The organism is Aeromonas sp. 601027 (assembly GCF_049174455.1).
GTDB lineage: Bacteria > Pseudomonadota > Gammaproteobacteria > Enterobacterales > Aeromonadaceae > Aeromonas > Aeromonas veronii_A.
In genome coordinates this window covers 218,097-238,674 of record NZ_JAAKTN010000004.1, presented here as the reverse complement: position 1 = coordinate 238,674, position 20,578 = coordinate 218,097, and the positions used below count along the sequence as shown (strand labels likewise).

The 20,578-nt window shown below is 58.8% G+C and carries 18 protein-coding genes and 1 tRNA gene; 6 read left to right on the top strand and 13 right to left on the bottom strand.

The window, feature by feature from the left end; all coding sequences use genetic code 11:
- Nucleotides 1-31 precede the first annotated feature (31 nt).
- The 3 genes from G5193_RS07800 to pepA all read right to left on the bottom strand — a co-directional run bounded on the left by G5193_RS07800 (nucleotide 32) and on the right by pepA (nucleotide 5,087).
- Nucleotides 32-2,884 (bottom strand): valine--tRNA ligase, encoded by a 2,853-nt coding sequence (locus tag G5193_RS07800; RefSeq protein WP_421205708.1) that lies wholly within the window; start codon nucleotides 2,882-2,884, stop codon nucleotides 32-34.
- Between the two features lie 64 nt (nucleotides 2,885-2,948).
- The gene (locus G5193_RS07795) at nucleotides 2,949-3,404 is read right to left on the bottom strand and encodes a DNA polymerase III subunit chi (RefSeq protein ID WP_164535866.1); all 456 of its coding nucleotides are present in this window, start codon (nucleotides 3,402-3,404) and stop codon (nucleotides 2,949-2,951) included.
- A gap of 174 nt (nucleotides 3,405-3,578) precedes the next feature.
- Nucleotides 3,579-5,087 carry a leucyl aminopeptidase gene (gene pepA / locus G5193_RS07790; protein WP_005336423.1) on the bottom strand — a complete coding sequence of 503 codons (1,509 nt, stop codon included), beginning with the start codon at nucleotides 5,085-5,087 and terminating at the stop codon, nucleotides 3,579-3,581.
- Nucleotides 5,088-5,259: 172 nt separating this feature from the next.
- Here pepA and lptF point away from each other — a divergent pair, with 172 nt between their 5' ends.
- Nucleotides 5,260-6,372 carry an LPS export ABC transporter permease LptF gene (gene lptF / locus G5193_RS07785; RefSeq protein ID WP_421205707.1) on the top strand — a complete coding sequence of 371 codons (1,113 nt, stop codon included), beginning with the start codon at nucleotides 5,260-5,262 and terminating at the stop codon, nucleotides 6,370-6,372.
- Nucleotides 6,373-6,397: 25 nt separating this feature from the next.
- Nucleotides 6,398-7,468: an LPS export ABC transporter permease LptG gene (lptG, locus tag G5193_RS07780; protein ID WP_421205705.1), complete on the top strand. Its 1,071-nt coding sequence runs from the start codon at nucleotides 6,398-6,400 to the stop codon at nucleotides 7,466-7,468.
- A gap of 66 nt (nucleotides 7,469-7,534) precedes the next feature.
- Here lptG and G5193_RS07775 read toward each other — a convergent pair whose 3' ends face one another.
- Entirely contained in the window at nucleotides 7,535-8,068 is a 534-nt protein-coding gene (locus tag G5193_RS07775; RefSeq protein WP_421172973.1) for an RDD family protein, read from the bottom strand.
- Between the two features lie 143 nt (nucleotides 8,069-8,211).
- On the opposite strand from G5193_RS07775, the gene G5193_RS07770 reads away from it, so the two are divergent.
- The 4 genes from G5193_RS07770 (at nucleotide 8,212) to G5193_RS07755 (ending at nucleotide 10,491) form a co-directional block, all read left to right on the top strand.
- Nucleotides 8,212-8,297, top strand: a tRNA-Leu gene (locus G5193_RS07770).
- Between the two features lie 178 nt (nucleotides 8,298-8,475).
- Nucleotides 8,476-9,621 (top strand): hypothetical protein, encoded by a 1,146-nt coding sequence (locus tag G5193_RS07765; protein ID WP_421205704.1) that lies wholly within the window; start codon nucleotides 8,476-8,478, stop codon nucleotides 9,619-9,621.
- The gene (locus G5193_RS07760; RefSeq protein WP_421205703.1) at nucleotides 9,618-9,938 is read left to right on the top strand and encodes an STAS-like domain-containing protein; all 321 of its coding nucleotides are present in this window, start codon (nucleotides 9,618-9,620) and stop codon (nucleotides 9,936-9,938) included. The genes G5193_RS07765 and G5193_RS07760 overlap by 4 nt, the downstream gene beginning before the upstream one ends.
- On the top strand, nucleotides 9,916-10,491 hold the full coding sequence (locus tag G5193_RS07755; protein WP_421205701.1) for a hypothetical protein: 576 nt from the start codon (nucleotides 9,916-9,918) through the stop codon (nucleotides 10,489-10,491). The genes G5193_RS07760 and G5193_RS07755 overlap by 23 nt, the downstream gene beginning before the upstream one ends.
- A gap of 616 nt (nucleotides 10,492-11,107) precedes the next feature.
- Here the strand turns inward: G5193_RS07755 and G5193_RS07750 are convergent.
- Genes G5193_RS07750 through G5193_RS07710 form a run of 9 tightly spaced genes read right to left on the bottom strand, consistent with a single transcriptional unit; the run spans nucleotide 11,108 to nucleotide 20,577 of the window.
- Nucleotides 11,108-12,718, bottom strand: a complete 1,611-nt coding sequence (locus tag G5193_RS07750) for a hypothetical protein (RefSeq protein WP_421205699.1) — start codon at nucleotides 12,716-12,718, stop codon at nucleotides 11,108-11,110.
- Nucleotides 12,715-13,275 (bottom strand): hypothetical protein, encoded by a 561-nt coding sequence (locus tag G5193_RS07745; protein WP_421205698.1) that lies wholly within the window; start codon nucleotides 13,273-13,275, stop codon nucleotides 12,715-12,717. Before G5193_RS07745 ends, G5193_RS07750 begins: the two co-directional genes overlap by 4 nt.
- A complete protein-coding gene (locus G5193_RS07740) occupies nucleotides 13,272-14,153 on the bottom strand; it encodes a hypothetical protein (RefSeq protein ID WP_421205696.1) in 882 nt (293 codons plus the stop codon). Before G5193_RS07740 ends, G5193_RS07745 begins: the two co-directional genes overlap by 4 nt.
- The gene (locus G5193_RS07735; protein WP_421205694.1) at nucleotides 14,150-14,674 is read right to left on the bottom strand and encodes a tail fiber assembly protein; all 525 of its coding nucleotides are present in this window, start codon (nucleotides 14,672-14,674) and stop codon (nucleotides 14,150-14,152) included. Before G5193_RS07735 ends, G5193_RS07740 begins: the two co-directional genes overlap by 4 nt.
- A 19-nt stretch (nucleotides 14,675-14,693) precedes the next feature.
- Nucleotides 14,694-16,706, bottom strand: coding sequence for a phage tail protein (locus G5193_RS07730; RefSeq protein ID WP_421205692.1), 2,013 nt, complete (start codon nucleotides 16,704-16,706; stop codon nucleotides 14,694-14,696).
- Complete coding sequence (locus tag G5193_RS07725; RefSeq protein WP_421205690.1) at nucleotides 16,703-17,305, bottom strand: phage tail protein; 603 nt, start codon at nucleotides 17,303-17,305, stop codon at nucleotides 16,703-16,705. The genes G5193_RS07730 and G5193_RS07725 overlap by 4 nt, the downstream gene beginning before the upstream one ends.
- Entirely contained in the window at nucleotides 17,298-18,485 is a 1,188-nt protein-coding gene (locus tag G5193_RS07720; protein ID WP_421205688.1) for a baseplate J/gp47 family protein, read from the bottom strand. The genes G5193_RS07725 and G5193_RS07720 overlap by 8 nt, the downstream gene beginning before the upstream one ends.
- Nucleotides 18,482-18,805 carry a DUF2590 family protein gene (locus G5193_RS07715; protein WP_421205686.1) on the bottom strand — a complete coding sequence of 108 codons (324 nt, stop codon included), beginning with the start codon at nucleotides 18,803-18,805 and terminating at the stop codon, nucleotides 18,482-18,484. The genes G5193_RS07720 and G5193_RS07715 overlap by 4 nt, the downstream gene beginning before the upstream one ends.
- Nucleotides 18,805-20,577 (bottom strand): phage tail tape measure protein, encoded by a 1,773-nt coding sequence (locus G5193_RS07710; protein WP_421205684.1) that lies wholly within the window; start codon nucleotides 20,575-20,577, stop codon nucleotides 18,805-18,807. Before G5193_RS07710 ends, G5193_RS07715 begins: the two co-directional genes overlap by 1 nt.
- Between the last annotated feature and the right edge of the window lies 1 nt (nucleotide 20,578).

Genomic DNA, 20,578 nt, shown 5'->3' with positions numbered 1-20,578 from the left:
GGGGGCTTTGTTGTATCGGTTGGGGCGGTGATTACAGCGCGGCGATCTCGGCCTGCTGAGCTTCCAGCTTGGTCAGCTGGAGACGGTAATCTTCCAGCTTCTCGCGCTCTTTGGCGATGACCGCTTCCGGCGCCTTGGCAACGAAGGCTTCGTTGCCAAGCTTGCCTTCGATACGGCCGCACTCGCCGACCAGACGGGCAACCTCTTTGGCCAGACGGGCCAGTTCGGCATCCTTGTCGATGAGACCGGCCATCGGGATCATCAGCTCGGTCGCACCGATCAGCTTCTTCACCGACAGCGGGGCGGTTTCACCGTCCGCCAGAACGCGGATGGACTCCAGGCGGGCCAGCGACTTGAGGAAGGCCTCGTTGTCAGCGGCGCGCTGGGCATCCTTGGCATCGCACTGGAGCAGCACGTTGAGGGGCACGCTCGGTGCCACGTTCATCTCGGCGCGGATGTTGCGGATGCTGACGATGAACTCCTTCACCCACTCCTGATCCGCCATCGCGGCTTCGTCCACCTTGGCGGCGTCGAATTCCGGGAAAGCCTGAATCATGATGGTGTCGGCGTGTACGCCAGCCAGCGGAGCGACCGATTTCCAGATGGTCTCGGTGATGAACGGGATGATCGGGTGTGCCAGACGCAGCAGGGTCTCGAGGACGCTGACGAGGGTGTGGCGGGCAGCGCGCTGCTCGGCCTCGGAACCCTTGGTCAGCACCGGCTTGGTCAGCTCCAGATACCAGTCACAGAACTGGTTCCAGATAAATTCGTACAGCACGCCTGCCGCGATATCGAAGCGGTAAGTATCGAGGGCGGTACGGAAGTCACGGATGGCCACTTGCAGCTGGGACTGGATCCAGCGATCAGCCAGACTGAACTGCATCTCGCCGCCGTTGAAGCCACAATCCTGATCTTCGGTGTTCATCAGCACATAGCGGGAGGCGTTCCACAACTTGTTGCAGAAGTTGTTGTAGCCGTCCAGGCGCTTCATGTCCCAGTTGATGTCACGACCGGTAGAGGCCAGTGCTGCCAGCGTGAAGCGCAGGGCGTCGGTACCGTGGGCATCGATCCCTTCCGGGAATTGCTTGGCGGTACGCTTGGCGATCTTCTCGGCCATCTGCGGCTGCATCATGTTGCCGGTGCGCTTCTCCAGCAGATCTTCCAGCGAGATGCCGTCGATCATGTCGAGGGGGTCCAGCACGTTGCCCTTGGACTTGGACATCTTCTGGCCTTCTTCGTCACGGATAAGACCGGTGATGTAGACGGTCTTGAACGGGACTTGCGGCTGGCCGTTTTCGTCCTTGATGAAGTGCATGGTCATCATGATCATCCGGGCAATCCAGAAGAAGATGATGTCGAAGCCGCTCATCAGCACGTCGGTCGGGTGGAAGGTCTTGAGTGCCTCGGTGTTGTTCGGCCAGCCCAGAGTGGAGAAGGTCCACAGAGCAGAGCTGAACCAGGTGTCGAGCACGTCTTCGTCCTGACGCAGTACGGTTACGGCCGGGATGCTGTGCTTGGCGCGCACTTCATCTTCGCTGCGGCCCACGTAGACATTGCCGGCGTCGTCATACCATGCCGGGATGCGGTGACCCCACCACAGCTGACGGGAAACGCACCAGTCCTGAATGTCGCGCATCCAGGAGAAGTACATGTTTTCGTACTGTTTCGGCACGAACTGGATGCGGCCATCTTCCACCGCTTCGATGGCAGTCTTGGCCATCGGTGCCACGCGCACGTACCACTGGTCGGTCAGCATCGGCTCGATGGGCACGCCACCGCGATCGCCGTAAGGCTGTTGCAGCACGTGATCCTTGATCTCGTCCAGCAGACCCAGCTCTTCCAGCTTGGCCAGAATCGCTTTACGGGCGGCGAAGCGCTCCAGACCGGCGAATTCGCTCGGCAGGGCGGCATCGTAGGCGGTGCTCGGGTTGCCGTTGGTGTCGACCACTTCGGCCTCGGCACGCACGTGAGCGTCCAGGGTGAAGATGTTGATCATCGGCAGGCTGTGGCGCTTGCCCACTTCGTTATCGTTGAAGTCGTGGGCCGGGGTGATCTTCACGCAACCGGTGCCTTTCTCCATGTCGGCGTGTTCGTCGGCAACGATGGGGATCAGACGGTTCACCAGCGGCAGCAGGATGTGCTGGCCGATCAGCGCCTTGTAGCGCGGGTCTTCCGGGTTCACGGCCACAGCGGTATCGCCCAGCATGGTCTCCGGACGAGTGGTGGCGACGATCAGGTAATCCTTGCCTTCAGCGGTCTTGGCGCCGTTGGCCAGCGGATAGCGCAGGTGCCACATGTGGCCCTTGATCTCGCGGTTCTCCACTTCCAGATCGGAGATGGCGGTGTTGAGTTTCGGGTCCCAGTTCACCAGACGCTTGCCGCGGTACATCAGGCCATCTTCGTAAAGACGGACGAACACTTCCTGCACGGCGGCAGAGAGACCCTCATCCATGGTGAAGCGCTCGCGCTCCCAATCCACGGAGTCGCCCAGACGGCGCATCTGGCGGGTGATGGTGCCACCGGACTCTTCTTTCCACTGCCAAATCTTGTCGATGAAGGCATCACGGCCGTAATCGTGGCGAGTCTTGCCCTCTTCTGCGGCGATCTTGCGCTCAACCACCATCTGGGTGGCGATACCGGCATGGTCGGTACCTGCCTGCCACAGGGTGTTTTTGCCCTGCATGCGGTTGTAGCGGATCAGGGTATCCATCAGGGTTTGCTGGAAGGCGTGACCCATGTGCAGGCTGCCGGTGACGTTCGGCGGCGGGATCATGATGCAGAAGGAGTCTTTGCTGGTGTCGCCGTGGGGCTTGAAGTAACCCTGTGCTTCCCAGTGCTGATAGAGCGCCTGTTCGATGGCGTTGTGATTAAAAGTCTTTTCCATGGTCTCGCCGTAATCTGGATGGATGGAGTCTGGTGTTGATTCTTTATGGATCAATTGGTTGCAGTCAGGGCTGCGCCGGATCCGGTGCGGCAAGGACGGGCTGCTCCCTCATTTCGAGGGCATGGCCTGCCTGGCGATAGTGCTTGTAGCGCTCGCGAGCTTGCTGCTTTTGTGTTTCGTCAGTGGGGACAAAATCTACCACTTGAGCGAAGTGTCCTGCAAACAAAGGTGTCGCAGTGGCCAGATTGATGAGGCGGGCGTAGCGCCGTTTCGGTGGCTGATAGCCGATCTCCACCGGGGCCATACCGCTTTCGCCTTGCAGCTGGTGCGGCACGAAGCGCTCCGGTGGCAGTTGCCACAACAGCTCGTCCAGACGCAGGGCCTGGGCCTCATCGTTGCAGAACAGGTAGATATGGCCCACGCCCCACGACTCGGCCGCAAGAGTACAGGCCAGTCGCTCGACCGCAGAGGCCTGCGTGTCATCCTGTTCGCTCATCAGGTAAAAGGTCACTTGGCTCATCAGGTTGATCCCGTTTTGCGGTGACGGACTGTTGACCGCCTCATGAGGCTGACGGGGCATTTCCCGCCCGCAACTCACTGATTCAAGAATGAAACAAGGAAGAGGCGGGCCTCTTCCTTGTGGTTCAGGGTAACGCCAACCCTTCCGATGCAGCCATCGGCAGGGACTGGAGAGTTACTCTTTCTCTTCGATATCCACGCCAGCCCGGTTCAGCAGGAACTGGGTCAGCAGGGGCACCGGACGCCCGGTGGAGCCTTTATCCTTGCCACTCTTCCAGGCGGTCCCGGCGATATCCAGGTGGGCCCAGTTGTACTTCTTGGTAAAGCGTGACAGGAAGGCGGCCGCGGTGATGGTACCGGCCGGACGACCGCCGATGTTGGCCATGTCGGCGAACGGGCTGTCAATCTGCTCCTGATACTCGTCAAACAGCGGCAGACGCCAGGCGCGATCACCCGCCTGCTCGGAGGCGTTGAGCAGCTCGTGGGCCAGCGGGTTGTGGTTGGCCAGCAGACCCGAGGTGTGGTGGCCCAGCGCGATGACGCAGGCACCGGTCAGGGTCGCCACGTCGATCACGGTTTCCGGATCGAAGCGGTCCACATAGGTCAGCGCATCACACAGCACCAGACGACCTTCCGCATCGGTGTTGAGCACTTCGATGGTCTGGCCGGACATGGAGGTGAGGATGTCACCCGGGCGATAGGCGTTGCCACCCGGCATGTTCTCGCAGCCTGCCAGCACGCCGATGACGTTGATCGGCAGTTGCAGCTGGGCCAGCGCATGCATGGTACCGAGCACGGAGGCGGCGCCACCCATGTCGTACTTCATCTCGTCCATGCCGTCGGCCGGTTTGATGGAGATGCCGCCGGAGTCAAAGGTCAGACCCTTGCCGACCAGCACGATGGGCTTGGCATCCGGATGACCCTTGTATTCGATGATGGCCATCATGGCTTCGTTGTCGGAGCCGCGGGCCACCGCCAGATAGGAGTTCATGCCGAGTTCGGCCATCTCCTGCTCGCCCACCACCTTGGTGGTGATGTTGTCGTAGGCATCGGCCAGACGACGGGCCTGGGAGGCCAGATAGGCCGGGTTGCAGACGTTGGGCGGCATGTTCGCCACGTCGCGGCAGACCCGCACACCCTTGGCCACGGCCAGACCGTGAGCGATGGCTTTTTCACCAATGGTCAGTTCCCGACGCGTCGGCACGTTGAATACCAGCTTGCGCAGCGGGCGACGTGGCTCGGCCTTGTTGGTCTTGAACTGATCAAAGCTGTAGAGGCCCGCCTTGGTGGTTTCTACCGCCTGGCGCACCTTCCAATAGGTATCCCGACCCTTGACGTGCAGTTCGGTGAGGAAGCAGACCGCTTCCATGGAGCCGGTTTCGTTCAGGGTGGTGATGGTCTTGTTGATGATCTGCTTGTACTGGCGTTCGTCGAGTTCCCGCTCCTTGCCGCATCCGACCAGCAGTACGCGCTCGCTGAGCACGCCCGGTACTTGATGCAGCAGCAGCATCTGGCCTGGTTTCCCTTCCAGGTCGCCACGGCGCAGCAGCGAACTGATATAGCCATCGCTGATCTTGTCCAGTTGTTCGGCAACCGGAGAGAGGCGACGAGGCTCAAATACGCCGACTACGACGCAGGCGCTCCGTTGCTTCTCTGGACTGCCACTCTTTACACTGAACTCCATGGAATCTCCTACATCCTAAAGACAAAAGGCACCTTTTATTGAATAATGCGGTGCTTGTTGGGGTATCAGAGGCGGAGCGAACAGCCACAGGCTCCGCAGTTCAAACTGGTAAAAATCCAATATACGGCCCTATTTTTCAGGCATTCGACTAAAAACACAAGTTTACTTGGGAATGACTGTGATCGTTTTCCGATATTTGTTCAGGGAAACCCTGAAAACCCAGCTGGCAGTGTTATTCGTATTGCTGCTTATCTTTGTCAGCCAACAATTTATCAAGATCATCGGTGACGCCGCCGATGGCGAGGTGCCGACACGTCTGGTCTCCACCCTGCTGCTGCTCAACTTGCCCAATATGGCGCTGTTGATGCTGCCTATCAGTCTCTTTTTAGCCATTTTGTTTGCCCATGGTCGCCTCTACGCCGAAAGCGAGATGACGGTGATGCATGCGGTCGGCTTCAGCCACCGTTTCGTGATGCGCAGCGCCATGTTGCTGGCCTTGCTGACGGCGGTAGTCGCGGCGTTCAACACCGGCTGGATCGCCCCACAAGCCAAGGAGCGCGAGTATCAGGTGATCGACGAGTTCAAGTCGGATCCGGGTATCTCCTTCCTGCAGGCGGGCCGCTTTATGGAGCTCGACAAAGGGCGCCTGGTTGCCTATATCCAGGATTTGAACGACAACGGCTCAAAACTGCAAAAGATCTTCGTGCTGCAGCGGGCGGAGGGGAACAATCCTCCCTCGGTGGTGGTGGCGAGCGAAGGGGTGGTGACGGTCGATGAGAATGGTCTGCAGTGGCTGACTCTGAAGGATGGTTCCCGCTATGAAGGCAACTTCTCCGGCAAGCAGTTCCAGATCTCCGATTTTCGCGAGTATGGTCTGGTGATCCGTCAGCAGGAGATGGAGCGCTCCAACCGCAAGGCGGCGGCCAAACCCACCATGGAGCTGCTGGGTACCCAGGAAAACGACATGATGGGTGAATTGCAATGGCGTATCTCGCTGCCCCTCTCCATTCCGGTGCTCACCCTGCTGGTAGTTCCGCTGGCTCGGGTCAACCCCCGTCAGGGGCGCTACGCCAAGCTGTTGCCGGCCATCATGCTCTATCTCTCCTACTTCCTGCTGCTCAGTGCTGCCCGCTCGGCTATCGACAGTGGCCGGTTGCCCTACTGGCCGGGGATGTTCCTGGTTCCGCTCGGTTATCTGCTGTTTATTGGCCTGCCCCTCAATTTGCAGGGCACCAGCTGGTGGAACGGGGTAAAGAGCAAATATTTCATAAACAAATCAAAATGATGAAGCCACATAGGAACTACCGCTGATGTTTGGCATTCTCGATAGATATATCGGCAGGGTCATTTTTATGTCGATCCTGCTGTGTGAGCTCACGCTGGTTGGTCTTGCGGCGCTCATCAAGTATGTGGAACAGCTCAAGTCTGTCGGAGAGGGCAACTACGACATGATCAATGCTCTCTACTATGTGTTGCTCTCCATGCCCAAGGAGGCGGTGCTCTTCTTCCCGCTGGCGGCGCTGCTGGGCGGTCTGATCGGTCTGGGCCAGCTGGCGACCAGCTCCGAACTGGTGGTGATGCAGGCGGCGGGTCGCTCCAAGATCAGTATTGTGATGGCGGCGCTCAAGACAGCAATCCCGCTGATGATCCTGGTAGGACTGATGGGGGAGTATGTGGCCCCTGTCGCCAAACGGATGGCGGATGATATCCGTGCCGGTGCCATGTCGGAAGGGCGGCTTACCGTCTCGGCCTACGGGGTGTGGGCACGGGATGGCAACAACTTCGTTAATATCAACGGGGTGCGCAACGATGGTGCCCTGACCGGCATCACCCTCTATCGTTTCACCCCCGAGCGCAAGCTGATCGACGTGGTGCAGGCACGGGAGGGGGTATTTGAAAGGCATCACTGGCTGCTCAAGCAGACGCAGGTTACCCGCTTCGACGACCCGGCTCAGATCCGCAGTGAAGAGCACGACAAGATGGAGTGGAGCTCGGAGCTGACGCCCAAGCAGCTGGGGGTGGTGAGTATCGACCCCGAGAATCTCTCGGTCTCCGGTCTGCTCGACTACATCGGTTACCTGGACGCCAACAAGCAGGATGCCGGTCGCTACAAGCTGGAGATGTGGCGCAAACTGCTGTCACCGCTCTCGGTGGTGGCGATGATCCTGCTGGCCTCCTCCTTCATCTTCGGCCCACTACGCTCGGTGAGCATGGGCGCGCGGATGCTGATGGGGATCATGACCGGCTTTGCCGTCTATGTGAGTGATCGGGTGTTTGGCCCCATCAGTCTGGTCTATGCGGTACCGCCCATTCTGGCGGCTGTCGCGCCCAGCCTGCTGTTTGGCGGCATCTCCTTCTACATCCTCAGCCGCAAGCAGTAATTCACACGTGGTAATACAAAGAGGGCACCTGCTGGTGCCCTCTTTCGTTATTGCATTGATCCGGTATTACTTGTTCAACAATTCCAGATTTGCCTCTTTGCTCAGCACAATCACTTCGCATTCGGCCCAGATATCCTGGAACGCCCGTGGGCGCTTGCGGTTGAACAGGCACATCAGGTTGCCCAGACCAAAGGCGGCAGTGGCGAGACGGATCAGCGCCTGGGTAATACGGATATGGCTGCCATCTTCGTTCTGAATGCGCAGCCGCCAGGCGCGCATGCCGACGGTCTGGCCAGCGCGGGTCCAGAACCAGGTGTAGAAACCGCAGATGACGAAGGCGAGCCACAGGGTGTAGATCAGGCTCAGGGGGTGGCGGGTCAGCAACCAGACGGTATCTTCACCCGCCGGTACGCTAGCCATGCCGGTGACCAGCAGCAGCTTGGCGACCCCCATGCCGATAAAGCCGGCGATGATCAGCAGCGAAGTCACCACCAGCGCATCATAGATCAGGGCGCCGAGGCGACGCAGCAGACCTGCTGACGGGTATGGCTGAGTGGCGGGAGAGGGGGATTTTTGTTGGACTTTTTTAGGCTTGGCCATCGTTTTTATTCCATTAAGATGATGGCGGCATTCTATGTAACTGGCCCCGCATCGGCAAGGCGTTGAATAAATGAACAAACGGGAGTGTTCAATCGAAAAACACCTTGCATGGCATCGCGCCATTCGTATAATCCCTCGCAGTTGCCCGGGTGGCGAAATCGGTAGACGCAGCGGATTCAAAATCCGCCGGTGAATAACCGTGTCGGTTCGAGTCCGACCCCGGGCACCATTTAGAATTCAATGACTTAAGGCCACCCAAGCGGGTGGCCTTAAGTTTTTCTAGTCCTGAATGGCGGCAAAGTGGCGGCAGAAATGGCTACACTGTGTTTTCCGCTGTATAAATGACCAGATACTTTGTCTTTTGATAACTTGCGATAATGACTAGCTTTTTTTTCATGGGGAACTGAATGAAGCTGCTAGAAAAGAGAAACTCAAAGGAATGGTTGAGGGCAGCTCATCGTCGTTTCATGAGACGGTTTTCCATTCGAGTCAGAGCCAGGGGAGCCAAGAGCAAAGGTGGTCGTTTTTCACATAATGGTGATATGGTTACTTTAGATGCACCTAAAGTAATTGATCTGTATGCCCAGAAAAATCGAGCCAAATCTCTGAGCTTTATCAGCTCGATAGTCAACGCAATCAAGTCCCCTTGTAATCCGAACTCTACGACAAGAAAGGTTGTTCATATCAACCTGCGGTGTACTGAGGTAGCAACTGCAGCAGCCGTTTTATCCATGATCTCATCCGTGGAGTTTGCACTAAACAATGTCAAAGGTGTCAAGCCACGTTTCAGGGTCACTCGTCCTCATGCAGTGAACATCAATGGCGGCAAAGATCGTGTTCGTGTTGTCGACAGCGTTCTGAATCGGCTTGGTTTTTATGCCGCATTAGGTTTTAAACAGTTTCAGTCGCGTGAAATGGCGAATGTGAAATGCTGGGACATCATCCGAGGCGTCAAGGTGAATAGTGACGCCGCAGGACAAATGCTCCAAGCTGTTGAAGCCTCATTGGTTCAAAGAACAAGCGGCAAGGCCCAGCGTCTTTTTGGCCCTTTAGTTGAGGCAATGAACAACGTTGTTGAGCACGCGTACTACCCTTCAATTTGGAGAGGGGCACAACCCACTGGTCACAGATGGTGGTGTTTTACTGCTCTAGTTGCAGATAAGTTGACTGTCTTGATCGGGGATAAAGGGGTTGGTATACCGGCGACGTTAGAACAGACACAACCAAAGGGGTTGCTGGATCTTTTGAAGCAGAAAGTTGGCGGTGTTTTTTCCAGTGATGCAGATTACATCATGGCCGCTATGGACGTTAAGAGAACCCGAACAAGCCTCTCTTACCGTGGCAATGGTGGAAAGGATTTGAAGTCAGCGATTGAAAAAATTCCAAATTCGCGGCTCACAGTAATATCAAATAAAGGCGTTTATCGTTACCATCATGTAGCAAGGAATGGTAATGAATCGGCTCTAAAAGAGTCCAGAGAAAGTAGTGAACAGTCCATTGCAGGCACAATCGTTGAGTGGTCTATTCCTTTGCCTAAAGGTGTTTTGAAATGAAAACCATTTTCGTTAAAGACTTTTCTGTTTTTCCTGGGCCAAGAACAAAGGAGCTGGGAGAAAACAGTGGTGAGGCCTTTAGAGATGACATCCTCATTCCAGCCATCCGTCAGCACGGACAGGTGTGCGTAAATCTGGATGGTGTCTTTGGCTATGGTTCCTCATTTTTAGAAGAAGTCTTTGGTGGTTTAGTTCGAGTTGGGGTGAGCGTCGATAGCATTAAGTTTGTGCGTGATAACTTGGTATCAGAAGATGACCCTTCTATTGTTGTGGAAATAAAAGAGTACATTAACAATGCCCTGCAAGGGAAGAAGTGAGTCTCACTGGGCCTCGTTTATTGCCCGTTATTGGAAATGGATATTGTTGTGCGAGGTCTGTTTCATTCCAGCCCTGATCACCCTGGTTTTCAGCGTGAAAAATGGGGAAATGCCAAGTACCTCTGCTGTAGCACTTTCCACAATACCTATAACCCTTTTAGGGTGGTTTGCTAGTGCGTTCTTGAATCGTCAAAACGCTGCGACGCAAGCAAAAAACACTGAAATCAATAAGGTTATTGAACAGATAGAGACTGCGCTTAAAGACTTGTCTGAAGTTTGTAGTTCTGCGATGAAAAATGCAGAAAAAAAGCCTAATGACGGTGTCATCGTTGCACAGATAAATGTTGCAAAGGTCCAAAGAATTAATAACTTACTGATTCGTCTGCGTTCGCTTGACCCCACTCAAGAGGACATGGGGGTATCTGTCATTAAACTACGCAAGCTTGTGACAGATGAGTCTAATTTCGTGGATGACAGTAAGCTTACTCAAACTTTCAACATGCTTGTCAGAATCGAAGCGTGGATGTGCTCGCGTTTTGAAAGACGTTTTTAAAGATTAGGCATAACGTTGGTTATGTAGCCCTCTTCTTATCCTCTTTCGAGCTTTACGATTGTGGCCTGTTAGGTCTGTCGTCCCTCCCTGCATAACTTCAGTTTCTTGTTTGTGGTGAGTTCTACTTAACCATCTGAAGTTCAATGCTTTTTCCTCTCAGCCTTCATGTTCTCTGGATCCTTTAGGACGAGTGAGATTCTTACGAAATTTCTACATTTATCTTTATATTCAATTGGTTACTAATTAATGAGGTGACCTATAAGAGAGTGAAAACTGCAAAACCCTACAAAAAAGATCCTTCTTTGCAGATCCTCAACGCTCTGCGGATCCTTTATCTGGCGCGGTCTGGGCATATGGTTTTGCGGTAATCCACTTTTGCAAAAAATTTTCCTGGTGAAGCCCGCAGGCGGGAGCGGATGAGCGCGGATTCCGTGGCGCAGACGCCGCCGTGGGTTTTCCGTAGTGCTCTGGCCGCTGTGCTCGGCTCTGAACGTCGCGTATGATGTGCGCCTGCCAGATGGTGCTCTACATGCGGCGCCTTTCCCTGGCCATGCTTTGGCGCTGTCAGGCAGATAGAAGAAGGCCCCACAATGTGGGGCCTTCTTCGCTTGGTGGGCTACTCGATGATGGGGGAGAGGGTCTTGGCCAACTGGCCGGCCTGTTTGCTCTTGCCGTTGAAGGTCTCGGCATTGGTGGGTGGGGGCCCGCCGTGGGTATGGCTTGCGGTGGTAGCGGCCAACTGCTCCACCAGGTTCATCAGCTGGAGCAGCAGTCCGAAGATGTTTATCCCTTCACTGCCCATCCACGAACGTGGAGCCTCAAAGTGCTGTAGCTCCCCGGCAACACTGCGCCGCAGTTGCCCGATCACCTCCACCAGATCACCGGCAGCGGTGTGGGTCATATTGCCCAGGCTCCCAGTCATCAAGTCATCGCCAGCCAGCAGCTCGATGGCCCCGAGCGCCTCGATGCGCTTCATCGCCCCGATCTGCTCCACGCTGTGCTGTCGGGTGGTTAGCCGGTGCTGACCGAACTCGCCCTGGTATTCGTCTGCTTCGCGGTGCATCAGCAGCGCCTTGTCATGCTGGGTGCGGTCGGTATGGCGGCGCTGGTTGCCCACGGTATCGGTGTAACTAAACACCTCGGCCCGTTGCTGCTGGAGCTGTTCGCCCGGGGTGATGTCCGGCAGCGGCCAGCCCGAGCCCAGCACGGTGCGAATAAATGGCCGGTCAGCTCGCCCGAAGGCAAACCCCAGCTCGACGATGGTTCCCTCAATGGGGAATTGCAGCAGCCCCTGCTCGGGCCCGCCGAACATCACCGGCAGCGGGACGGCGCGATAGAGTGGGGCGGCCTTGTCCGGCTGGCCATCTTCCCCCAACAGTTGCACGTCCACCGCATAGCGCGGGCGAAACGGATCATTGAGCTGGCCAGCGGTCGCGCTGTCGCTGATGGCCTCGACCCGTCCGAACTTGGGTAGGTGCATCTGGTCGGCCAGCTCCGGGAACTCGCCCTCCATCTTGCGCCGCTCCGGAGACTTCACCGGTTTGCCGGGGGTTGCCGTGGTGAGGGTCATCTCGTCACCCTTGAGGCGCACCCGCACCACCCGCTTGCCGTTGACGATAGCGCCCGGGCGCATGGTCGGGATCGGCGCCGTGGTGAGGGTGTTTCCTGCCTGACGGCCGGAGAAGGCCGGATCCAGCTCAACTGGCCTATTCGCCCAACGGCTATGGGCATGACTGCCCACAAAGATGGCGCCATCCGGTTGCTGATGCCAGATGAAGTCTGGTACCGCAAAGGCGCGACCGGCGTTGTTCAGTAGCTGATAGCCGGTACCGGCGCTGGTGAAGTTGGGGATAGGCCGATCGGTATAGTCGGCCCCGTCAGGCAGCAAAAAGGTGAGCAGGGTCTGGTCACTCAGCCAGGCCAGCAGGCCGCGCAGGGTGGCATGCTGGAGGCTGACCGGAAACGTGCTTCCCAACATACCGGCCAACTCGCGGCACAGCAGTTTGCAGGCGCCATTACTGGCGGGTTGCACGTCATAGACGTATCCGGTAAACCAGCGGCGCAGCTCGCCGTTGTAGCCCAGATCCACGGTCAGGGTTTGCCCCTTCTCCGCGCTCCCCTCGATGGTGAGGGCGGCGCGGCCGCCGGCGCAGAGATCCAGCACGATATCGTGGTCGATGAGGTTGCCTGGTTGGCCGCCCAGGGTGAGGTTAGTCGAGAGTTTCACGCCATCAGGTCTCCCAGTTTGTTATCCAGCCCCTTGATGGCTTGCTCCCACGAGCTCAGCTGTTCCTGCTCGGAGGCGGGCGCTCCCTCTGATGGCTTGGCCGGTTTGGTGTTGGCGCTGCCCTGGCCCACGATAGCGGGCGCCTTTGGCATCCGCTGTTCCCGCTTCTCGGGTACCGAGTTGTGTTCGCGCAGGGTGAACTGCACTTGCCACGCCAGCAGCCCCTCCTGTTCGCTGGCGGTGATACGCCCTGCGAACTTGGCCTGACGCACCTTCACTGACTTGGCCAGGAGCGACCCGACCCGGTAGATATGGCGCTTGCCGCCATCCCCTTTGGCATCGGCCAGCTCAAACAACCGGCTCAGGGTCTGCTCATCCTTGAAGGGGATAAGGCCCGAGATATCGAGCTCCTTGGCTTTGGCCCCTTGCTCCGAGCTGCTGGTCGAGCTGGTCTGGCCGCTACTGTCCTTGTCCTGAAACTGCATCGATGCGGTGATCCGCATCGACTTCATCACAATGGGCTCACCGTCCAGGGTGAGCATGGCGGTTTGGCTCATCGGGTTAACTCCTGCCAGAAGGTGAGCGGGGAGGGGGAGAGCAGCAGGGCGCCAACCGTCATGCTGTGGCTATGGTCTGGCGGGCTGCTCTGGCCCAGTTGGGCGGCCAGGCTTGCTGCATCACCTTGTGCTTGCCAATGCCACAGCTGGCCATGAATGGCAGCCAGTTGGTCGAGAGCCTGCTGCAGCTCGGCAAGTCTGGCCGCGCGGCGTTCTGCCAGGATGGCCAGCTGGGTGATCGGGGTGGAAGTCCCCTGTGCCAGGCTTTCCAGTTGGGCGAGCTCGGCCCCGAGCAGTGAGCGAGTCGAGCGCAGCGGATCCCATACCAGCGGCTCATCTGCTTTCCAGCGTGGAACCTTGGCCGCGGTAGGCTTGCTCATGGCATCGTTGTGGGCCGATAGGCGACGCAGGGCTGCGCACCACTCCGGTAGCGGCAGGATAGCGCAAAGCGGCGCCAACGCATCGGCCAGCGCGGTTTCGCTGTTCCCGGTGACCAGCCAGGCGATGGCGTGTAACTGGCCAGTCGGCAGCAGGGGATCGGCCCCGTCCTGCAGCTTGGCCACCAAGGTCGCCACCGCGTTGGGGGCGGCGAGGCTGTACTGATTGCCCTGGTGCTGGCCCACCCCATGCTGATAGGGGGTTACGGTCAGGCAGCGGCCGGTGACCAGCAGCCGGTCGAGCTCACCGCGCAGACCTTCCAGCGCGGCAGCGGCCTGGCTGATGGGTGTGGGGCGGTATTGCGCTCTGGACGCCAGAGCTTGCAAGCGTGCCACAGCACCGGATTGGCTGTCATGCAGTTGGCCAAGTACCCCGCTGGCGCGGGTATGTATCGTCCCGGTGCTGGCAGGCCAGTGCAGCATGCCTTTCGTCCAACTCATTGCGGGGTATCCGGCCAAGTCACATCGCTAGGCCATCCCTCCGATTGGGGGAGGCGCATCAGCTCAATGCGGTATTCCTGCCAGGCAAACAGGCGAGCCAATTCCTCTTCGCTTGCCTGTCCCATCTCTTTTGCATCCCGTAGTGGTCCGATATACGCATCAACAATGTTGAGTAACCGCGCTCGTTCGTTATTGGCGGTAGCTTCAACGATGTGGATTGGCGGCGGGACAATCGTTAGCTCGTCACCGACGATTTCAATGAAATCGCCACAAACAGGTTCTTTGTCTGACTTGTTTAACCGAACGCTCACTACGTCAAAACCAGCCGGATAGAGCATGGTGTGGTCTCGAGACGTTGAACACACCCGGTTGTCGTCCAGTAACATATGAAGCACCTTTACATCGTTGGACATGGTGCGGGATATGTCGTACCAGTCGTTGTTTTGACTGTCTCGGCAAAACATCACGCCTTGCTCAATCTGGTAGGTCTCAAATCCGAGGTAATGGTGAATAACTTTCAATTTTTTACTCCCCCTTGGTTTAGTAGGCGATCGTCACCCAAGTGCCATTAATGAGCTTTTGTAACTGGCGCGTCGCTTGAGTACACACATCGGCAAATTCGGCATAGGTCGCTGCAGTCACAATGACGCCACTGCCAAACTCGGAGATAGAGGCGCTTTCGGGGTATTGCCTGATGACCATGGCGGTAAAGCGGATATCTTCAACAACCTGGGGCCTGTTGGTAATAGACCACCATGAGGGCGGATTATTTGGGCTGTAGACTCGCTGGCCTGCATCATGCACTCCACCCGGCGCATAAAATTTGCCGTTGATGTCAAAGGTGTAGACTGCTTGTGGTGTGGCTCGCTCAGCACTTCCGACCATAAGGACGCCTTGCCCCCAAACGTTCCCCGAGCGCAGCATGCCGAGCTCAACCTGGGTTCGATAACCGGCATTGGCTGCACTGCTGCGTCCCCTCACGATCGGGTAGTAATCCGACACGCCCGGCACTTCGCCAAAATCGACGTGAAAAGGTGCATTGTTTGCCCATTGGGCAGCATAGGCGTGAGAGTTACTGGCCGCCCAATGAGACCCGACAACCTGGAAGGAACCTGAAGCCATGATGGCTCTTGTATTTGCCCATCCCCCCGCACCATCGGTACCCCACCAATGAATAGAGCCATCTGGTTGGAGAGTCATCGCGCTGGCGTGTCTGCCCGGGATGTGCATCTCGAACATGGGGTTGGCATCGGCCTTGACCTGGATCCGCTTGCTTTCGGAGTGCCACAGCTGGCGCCAGCCTTTGAAAATGCCGTTCTCGACCGTGGCAAACCCCATTTCTGAGCCGGCAAAATCGAGCCCGATCATGCCGTTGTATCCGCTGGCATTGGCGTGGGCTGCGTTGAAGTAATACTTCCACTCGCTCCCGAACGGCATGCCGTTGGCGCCGTTCGACGCATTATAAAACCCGCTCTTCTCTCTTAACTGGGTAGCCACATTGGTGGTGGCCGCGGCATAGGTGCCAAGACCGGCCGGTACCTCGTCGATATTCTCCCAGGGGTGACGGTGGCGCTTGAGGGCCAGCTCCGGCACATCGTCCAGATCGCCCCATTTGTGGCGATGGCTGCCGTCCTTGATCTCCACCGCGATGGTGACGCCCTTGGCATCTTCCAGAATGCCTTTGCCGGTGACATCGCCGGTCAGCTCGATGGTGCGCTTGCGGCGCACGTCGGTCACGCTGCCGTCGCTGTTGATGATGGCCACTTTGGCCACATGGTGCTGATAGCCGTTGCTGTCCAGGTGATCCACCATGTCCGGCCCGCTCAGGGTGAGGGTGAAGTGGTTCACCCAGGCATCGAGCAGGGAGCCCGCCCGGTAGATATCGAGCCAGAGCCCCACCGGCTTGGGGCCCGGAGTGATTTTCTTCACTTCGTTGAGCTCTGCGCGCAGGCCGCCGACATAGGCCACCCCGGGCTGCACCTTGTAGACGCCAGATTCGTTGACCAGCTTGAAGCCGTCGCCGTAGAAGGCGGCCGGCCCGAAGAACTGCAGCGCCTGCAGGCGCAGGTCATCGTCCATCCCGCGCAGGCGAGCGGCATAGTCAATCTGCCAGGTGCTGGCGTCCACATGGGTGGCGGCCGCCTCGGCGGCGCGGTCGTACTCCATCAGCATGGATTTGACCAGGCTGTTACCGGTCTGGCCGGCTGCCTCGTCAGTCTTGAGTTTCGTCTCCAGCCCCTTGTGGACAATCATCCCCACCATGCCGCTGGCCTTGTTGATGAGGTACATGGCGTTAAAGCCAAAATCGCCGACCGTGGTGTCCATCACGATGGTGTAGGCCACCGCGTCGTTGTTGATGCGCCCGCGCTGGTCAACCTTGTTGCGGTGCACAATCTGTCCCGCTGGCGGCAGCCCGCTGTCCGGGTCGATAGGGGCGGCAGGGTCGAGATCCGGCACATTGGCCAGCACGAACTCATCGAGCACCACCGGCGTCTGGTTTGTCAGGCACTCCTGCCAGTAGCGGGAGAAGGCGTTGGTAATGATCTGGCTCATGGGGTCCTCTTAAGCGTCGCGCCAAATACCTGCTGGCTCATGTCGATGCGGCCAACGCGCAGGGTGCTGGCGACCGGATAAACCACCTGAAACCGATAGCGGCGGCAGGTGCGGCCATAGTGTTGAATAAGGGTTTCCATCAGTTGCTGGTTGCCGGCGAGGGCGCTGTCGGTCACCTCGATGGTGATGACATCCCAGGGGGCGCCTTCTTGCCGTTCGTGAATGTCGCACCAGCCGATGCCAAGGCGCTCGAAGATGCGTTTAAAGCCGGCCACCTCGCCGGCGTCCCGGGCGTTCACAAAGGCGAACTTGACCCGCTTGCGAAAGAGCGGCAGCGGCTCGCCGTTAAAGCGGCTGATGTCCCGCTCCCAGGCGAGCAGCGCCAGCAGGGACTCCGAGCAGGTGAGCGGGTCTTGTTGGGCGAGTGGCAGCAACAGCCACCCCTTGAGTCGTTGCCAGAAGGCGTTGATGCCCTTGGCCAGAAACCCGGGCTCGGCGTGGGCCGGGCTGATGGTGTAGCCATCCTCCCACCAGGGAGCGCAGGTATCGGGGAGCCGCGGCGCCTGTTGGCTATGTTCAAGCGGGGTCGGGTTAGTCATAGAGGGTCACCTCCAGCGTGTTCAGGCGCGGGATAGCCAGACCCGAGACGATGTCATCTTGTGCAAACTTGAGGCTTTGCAGCTGCGGGAACTGGCTGTGCAGCTCGCGGGCCAGTTGCGAGAGGGAAAAGCGCGAGCGTGGCCAGGTGCGGGTGACGCTTGGAAAATCTGCCGACTGGCGAAACGCCGCCTTGACCAGCGATTCAGCGCCCAGCTTGAGGGCCGCCTTCTGCTCGTCGTTGAGGTTGGCCACCGGCCACAGTTCCAGGGTGAGGTTGTGTTGGGTCTCGGGCATTGCCATCACGAAGAGATCATCGCCGTGGCCATGGTTGCCTTGGCGGCCTACGTAGTCGTTAAGCTGGGCAATCAGGCTGGCCGGGGTAGCGCCCACCTCCAGCAGGATGTAGGCGTTGGCAGTACCTGGGCCCCGTGGTGCCTCATGTTCGAAGAAGATGTGATCGGCGCGAATGCCGGCGACGCTCGCCAGCATCGAGCGGTAAATCGCGTCGATGTGGTAACGGCCCACCGCCGAGAACTGGTTTTGAATGCGCAGCCCCAGCGCATCGTTGCTCTCTGCATCGGCGCCCTGGGTGGTTATCCACTCTTTGTCATCGTTGCGGGCCGACAAAATGCCGGTGACCGGTTCGCTCAGCAGGTTGTAATAGCCCGGGGCCAGATTCCAGCCAGCGCCCGCGAACTCGGCCTCGCACACCACGCGGGCCACCGCTTCACCAGCGGGGCTCACCACCGCCTGCAGCGGTTTGACTCGGTAGATGGTGCCGTTGATGCGCTCGGTGCTGACCCAGATATCGGCCGGGATGGTGACCGCTTCGCTCGGGTTGGCCTTGACGAAGTTGAGCACCCCGCGGGTCTTCTGGGCCCCCTTGCGGGTCAGGTCCACGTCCCACGCCTTGAGGTCGAGATAGGCATCGGTGGCGGTAGCGGCGAAGGTGTTGGGCAGCACATGGCCCGCCAGGAGGGTGCGGATAAGCCAGAGCGCCGGGGTCATCACCACCCCGCGTACCAGTCGCCAGAAGGGGCTCACATCGCTGTCGTTGGTGATAAGGGAGCCGGCGGCCTCGACCTCTTTTTTAAGCTCGGCCTCCATGGCCTGCTCGGTGGTCGGCGCACCGGTCTCGGCCAGCAGGGCCATAAAATCCACGTTGGGGCGCAGGTTCACAGGGTTACCTCCAGATCGCCAAATTCATAGGTGCGGGCGGTGACCAGCACCCGCTCGGGGGCTTCTTCGCGGATCACGATGGTGCCGGGCACCAGTCGCTCATCGTTCTCAACCAACAGTTCGATCTCGGTCATCACATCGGCGCGCAGGGTCGGGCTGCGCTCGCCAATGAGCTTGCGGGCCAGCCCCGACTCCATGATCCGGTGCTTGATGTCCTGGCCGATGCTGTGGCGGTCCTGGGTGTAACGGGGCTGACCGCCGGCATCGAGTTGCCAGGCGCCATTCACCACCAAAATGTCGATGTACTTGGCGTCGCTCATTACGGGGTCTCCAGCCAGGCGTTCTCTGCCATCTGCTCAGGGGTCATCGGGTTCTGGTTGTGCATATGAACTTCCCCGATGCTCAGGTACTTGGGCGGCTTCTGGTTGGCGGTGGTTGCGGCCGCGTTGGCCTGGATCAGCTGCTGACCCAGCCCGCCCGCCGGTACGCGGCTTTGGTTGCCCTGGCTAAAGCGGGCGAGGGGAGCGTTGATTTTCTCCTGATTGGGCAAGTTGAGATCCGGCATGCTGCCCATCTCGATATTGACGCCCGGGATCATGTTCAGCTTCTCGACCAGCCAATCCACTGCCTGCCCGAGCAGCTTGAACACGCTCCAGTCGGCCATGCTATTTTTCAGGTCGTCCCAGTAGTAGATGGCCGCCGCTACGGCGCCGATCAGCAGCACGATACCCGCCACGATGAGGCCCACAGGGTTGGCATACATGGCGATGTTGACCGCCAGCAGGATGGCGCGAAAGGTCGCCATCCCGGCATTGAGCAGGGCGAGCGGGGCGGTGATGATGGACCAGGCGATACCGAGCCCCAGGGTGGCCAGCTTGGCCAGCCCTGCGATCAGCATCCAGGTACCGGTCACCATGCTCAACCCCACGATGGCCAGCAGGGCATAGCTGATGACCTTGGTCAGGTTCGGGAAGAGGTGCGTCCAGCGCAGCACCTCGTTGGCGCCATCGGCAAAGACACTCATTACAGCGTTGATGGCGGGCAGTACCACCCCGAACGCGGCGGCGCGGATGGCAAACCAGGCTTGCTCGACCCGCTGCCACTGGTCAGTCATGGCGGCGGCCATCTGTTCGGCCTTGCCCATGCCGTGAGTATTGGCCAGGGCGTTGATGTTGGTGGCGAGCCCCTTAGTGTTGGTCATCAGGAGCTTGATCATGCTGACCGCTTCATCCGAGCCGAATGCCTTCTTGAGCTCGTCCCCTTCGGCCACGCTCAGGGTGTCGCCATAGCGTGCCTTGAGTTTGTCCAGCATGGTGAGCACCGGCAGCATGTTGCCTGCGGCATCGGTGAACTGGATGCCGAGCGCTTTCTGGGCATTGCCGACGCCTGCCAGAAACGCTTTGAACTTGGTACCGGCCTCGCCGCCACTCATGGTGGCCTGCAGCTGGCCGAGCACCGCGAACTGCTCGTCCATCGCGATGCCGGCGGCGGTGGCGTTGGCGCCAATTGCCCCGAACGCATCGGCCATGCCCTGGCCGGTGGTCTTGAAAAGTTGCACCGCGAGCGCGGTCTTGCCGGCCACATCCTCGACCCAGTTGGCCTTGCCCATCTGCTTGGCCTGCTGCTCGAAGATGCCGTACATGGTGCCCATGTAGTTGGTGATGGTGGCGGTGTCGGCCTTGGTCGCCTTGGCTAGCGTGGTCGAGGCGCGGGTAAAGGCGGGCAGCTCGTTACCTTCGAGCCCCGCGATTGCTGACTGGATATCGTAGGAGGAGCGGACAATCTCGGTTGCCGACTCCCCGTACTGGATAGAGAGCTTCAACGCCTCGCGCCCGAGCGCCCCGAGCACCTCCTTTTGCACATCGAGCGAGGACACCTCGGCCAGCGCTCGGTCCATCTCGATGGCTGGGCCCAGGGCAGACTGGATCGCCATGCCGCCGGCGACCACCGTGGTGGCCCCCATTGCCATGCTGCTCCAGCCCTGACGGCCGGCCTTGCTGACCTTGTCCATCTGGGCATTGATGCCAGCAAGGGGCTTGGTGACCTGATCCACCAAAGCCACCTGCATCATCAATTTTTCCATCCAGGCCATA

Coding starts and splice junctions, on each gene's coding strand:
- G5193_RS07765 (WP_421205704.1), top strand. CDS start 8,476: ATGAAGCTGCTAGAAAAGAGAAACTCAAAGGAATGGTTGAGGGCAGCT.
- pepA (WP_005336423.1), bottom strand. CDS start 5,087: ATGGAGTTCAGTGTAAAGAGTGGCAGTCCAGAGAAGCAACGGAGCGCC.
- G5193_RS07760 (WP_421205703.1), top strand. CDS start 9,618: ATGAAAACCATTTTCGTTAAAGACTTTTCTGTTTTTCCTGGGCCAAGA.
- G5193_RS07775 (WP_421172973.1), bottom strand. CDS start 8,068: ATGGCCAAGCCTAAAAAAGTCCAACAAAAATCCCCCTCTCCCGCCACT.
- G5193_RS07710 (WP_421205684.1), bottom strand. CDS start 20,577: ATGGCCTGGATGGAAAAATTGATGATGCAGGTGGCTTTGGTGGATCAG.
- lptF (WP_421205707.1), top strand. CDS start 5,260: ATGACTGTGATCGTTTTCCGATATTTGTTCAGGGAAACCCTGAAAACC.
- G5193_RS07740 (WP_421205696.1), bottom strand. CDS start 14,153: ATGAGTTGGACGAAAGGCATGCTGCACTGGCCTGCCAGCACCGGGACG.
- G5193_RS07715 (WP_421205686.1), bottom strand. CDS start 18,805: ATGAGCGACGCCAAGTACATCGACATTTTGGTGGTGAATGGCGCCTGG.
- lptG (WP_421205705.1), top strand. CDS start 6,398: ATGTTTGGCATTCTCGATAGATATATCGGCAGGGTCATTTTTATGTCG.
- G5193_RS07730 (WP_421205692.1), bottom strand. CDS start 16,706: ATGAGCCAGATCATTACCAACGCCTTCTCCCGCTACTGGCAGGAGTGC.
- G5193_RS07725 (WP_421205690.1), bottom strand. CDS start 17,305: ATGACTAACCCGACCCCGCTTGAACATAGCCAACAGGCGCCGCGGCTC.
- G5193_RS07795 (WP_164535866.1), bottom strand. CDS start 3,404: ATGAGCCAAGTGACCTTTTACCTGATGAGCGAACAGGATGACACGCAG.
- G5193_RS07800 (WP_421205708.1), bottom strand. CDS start 2,884: ATGGAAAAGACTTTTAATCACAACGCCATCGAACAGGCGCTCTATCAG.
- G5193_RS07755 (WP_421205701.1), top strand. CDS start 9,916: ATGCCCTGCAAGGGAAGAAGTGAGTCTCACTGGGCCTCGTTTATTGCC.
- G5193_RS07745 (WP_421205698.1), bottom strand. CDS start 13,275: ATGAGCCAAACCGCCATGCTCACCCTGGACGGTGAGCCCATTGTGATG.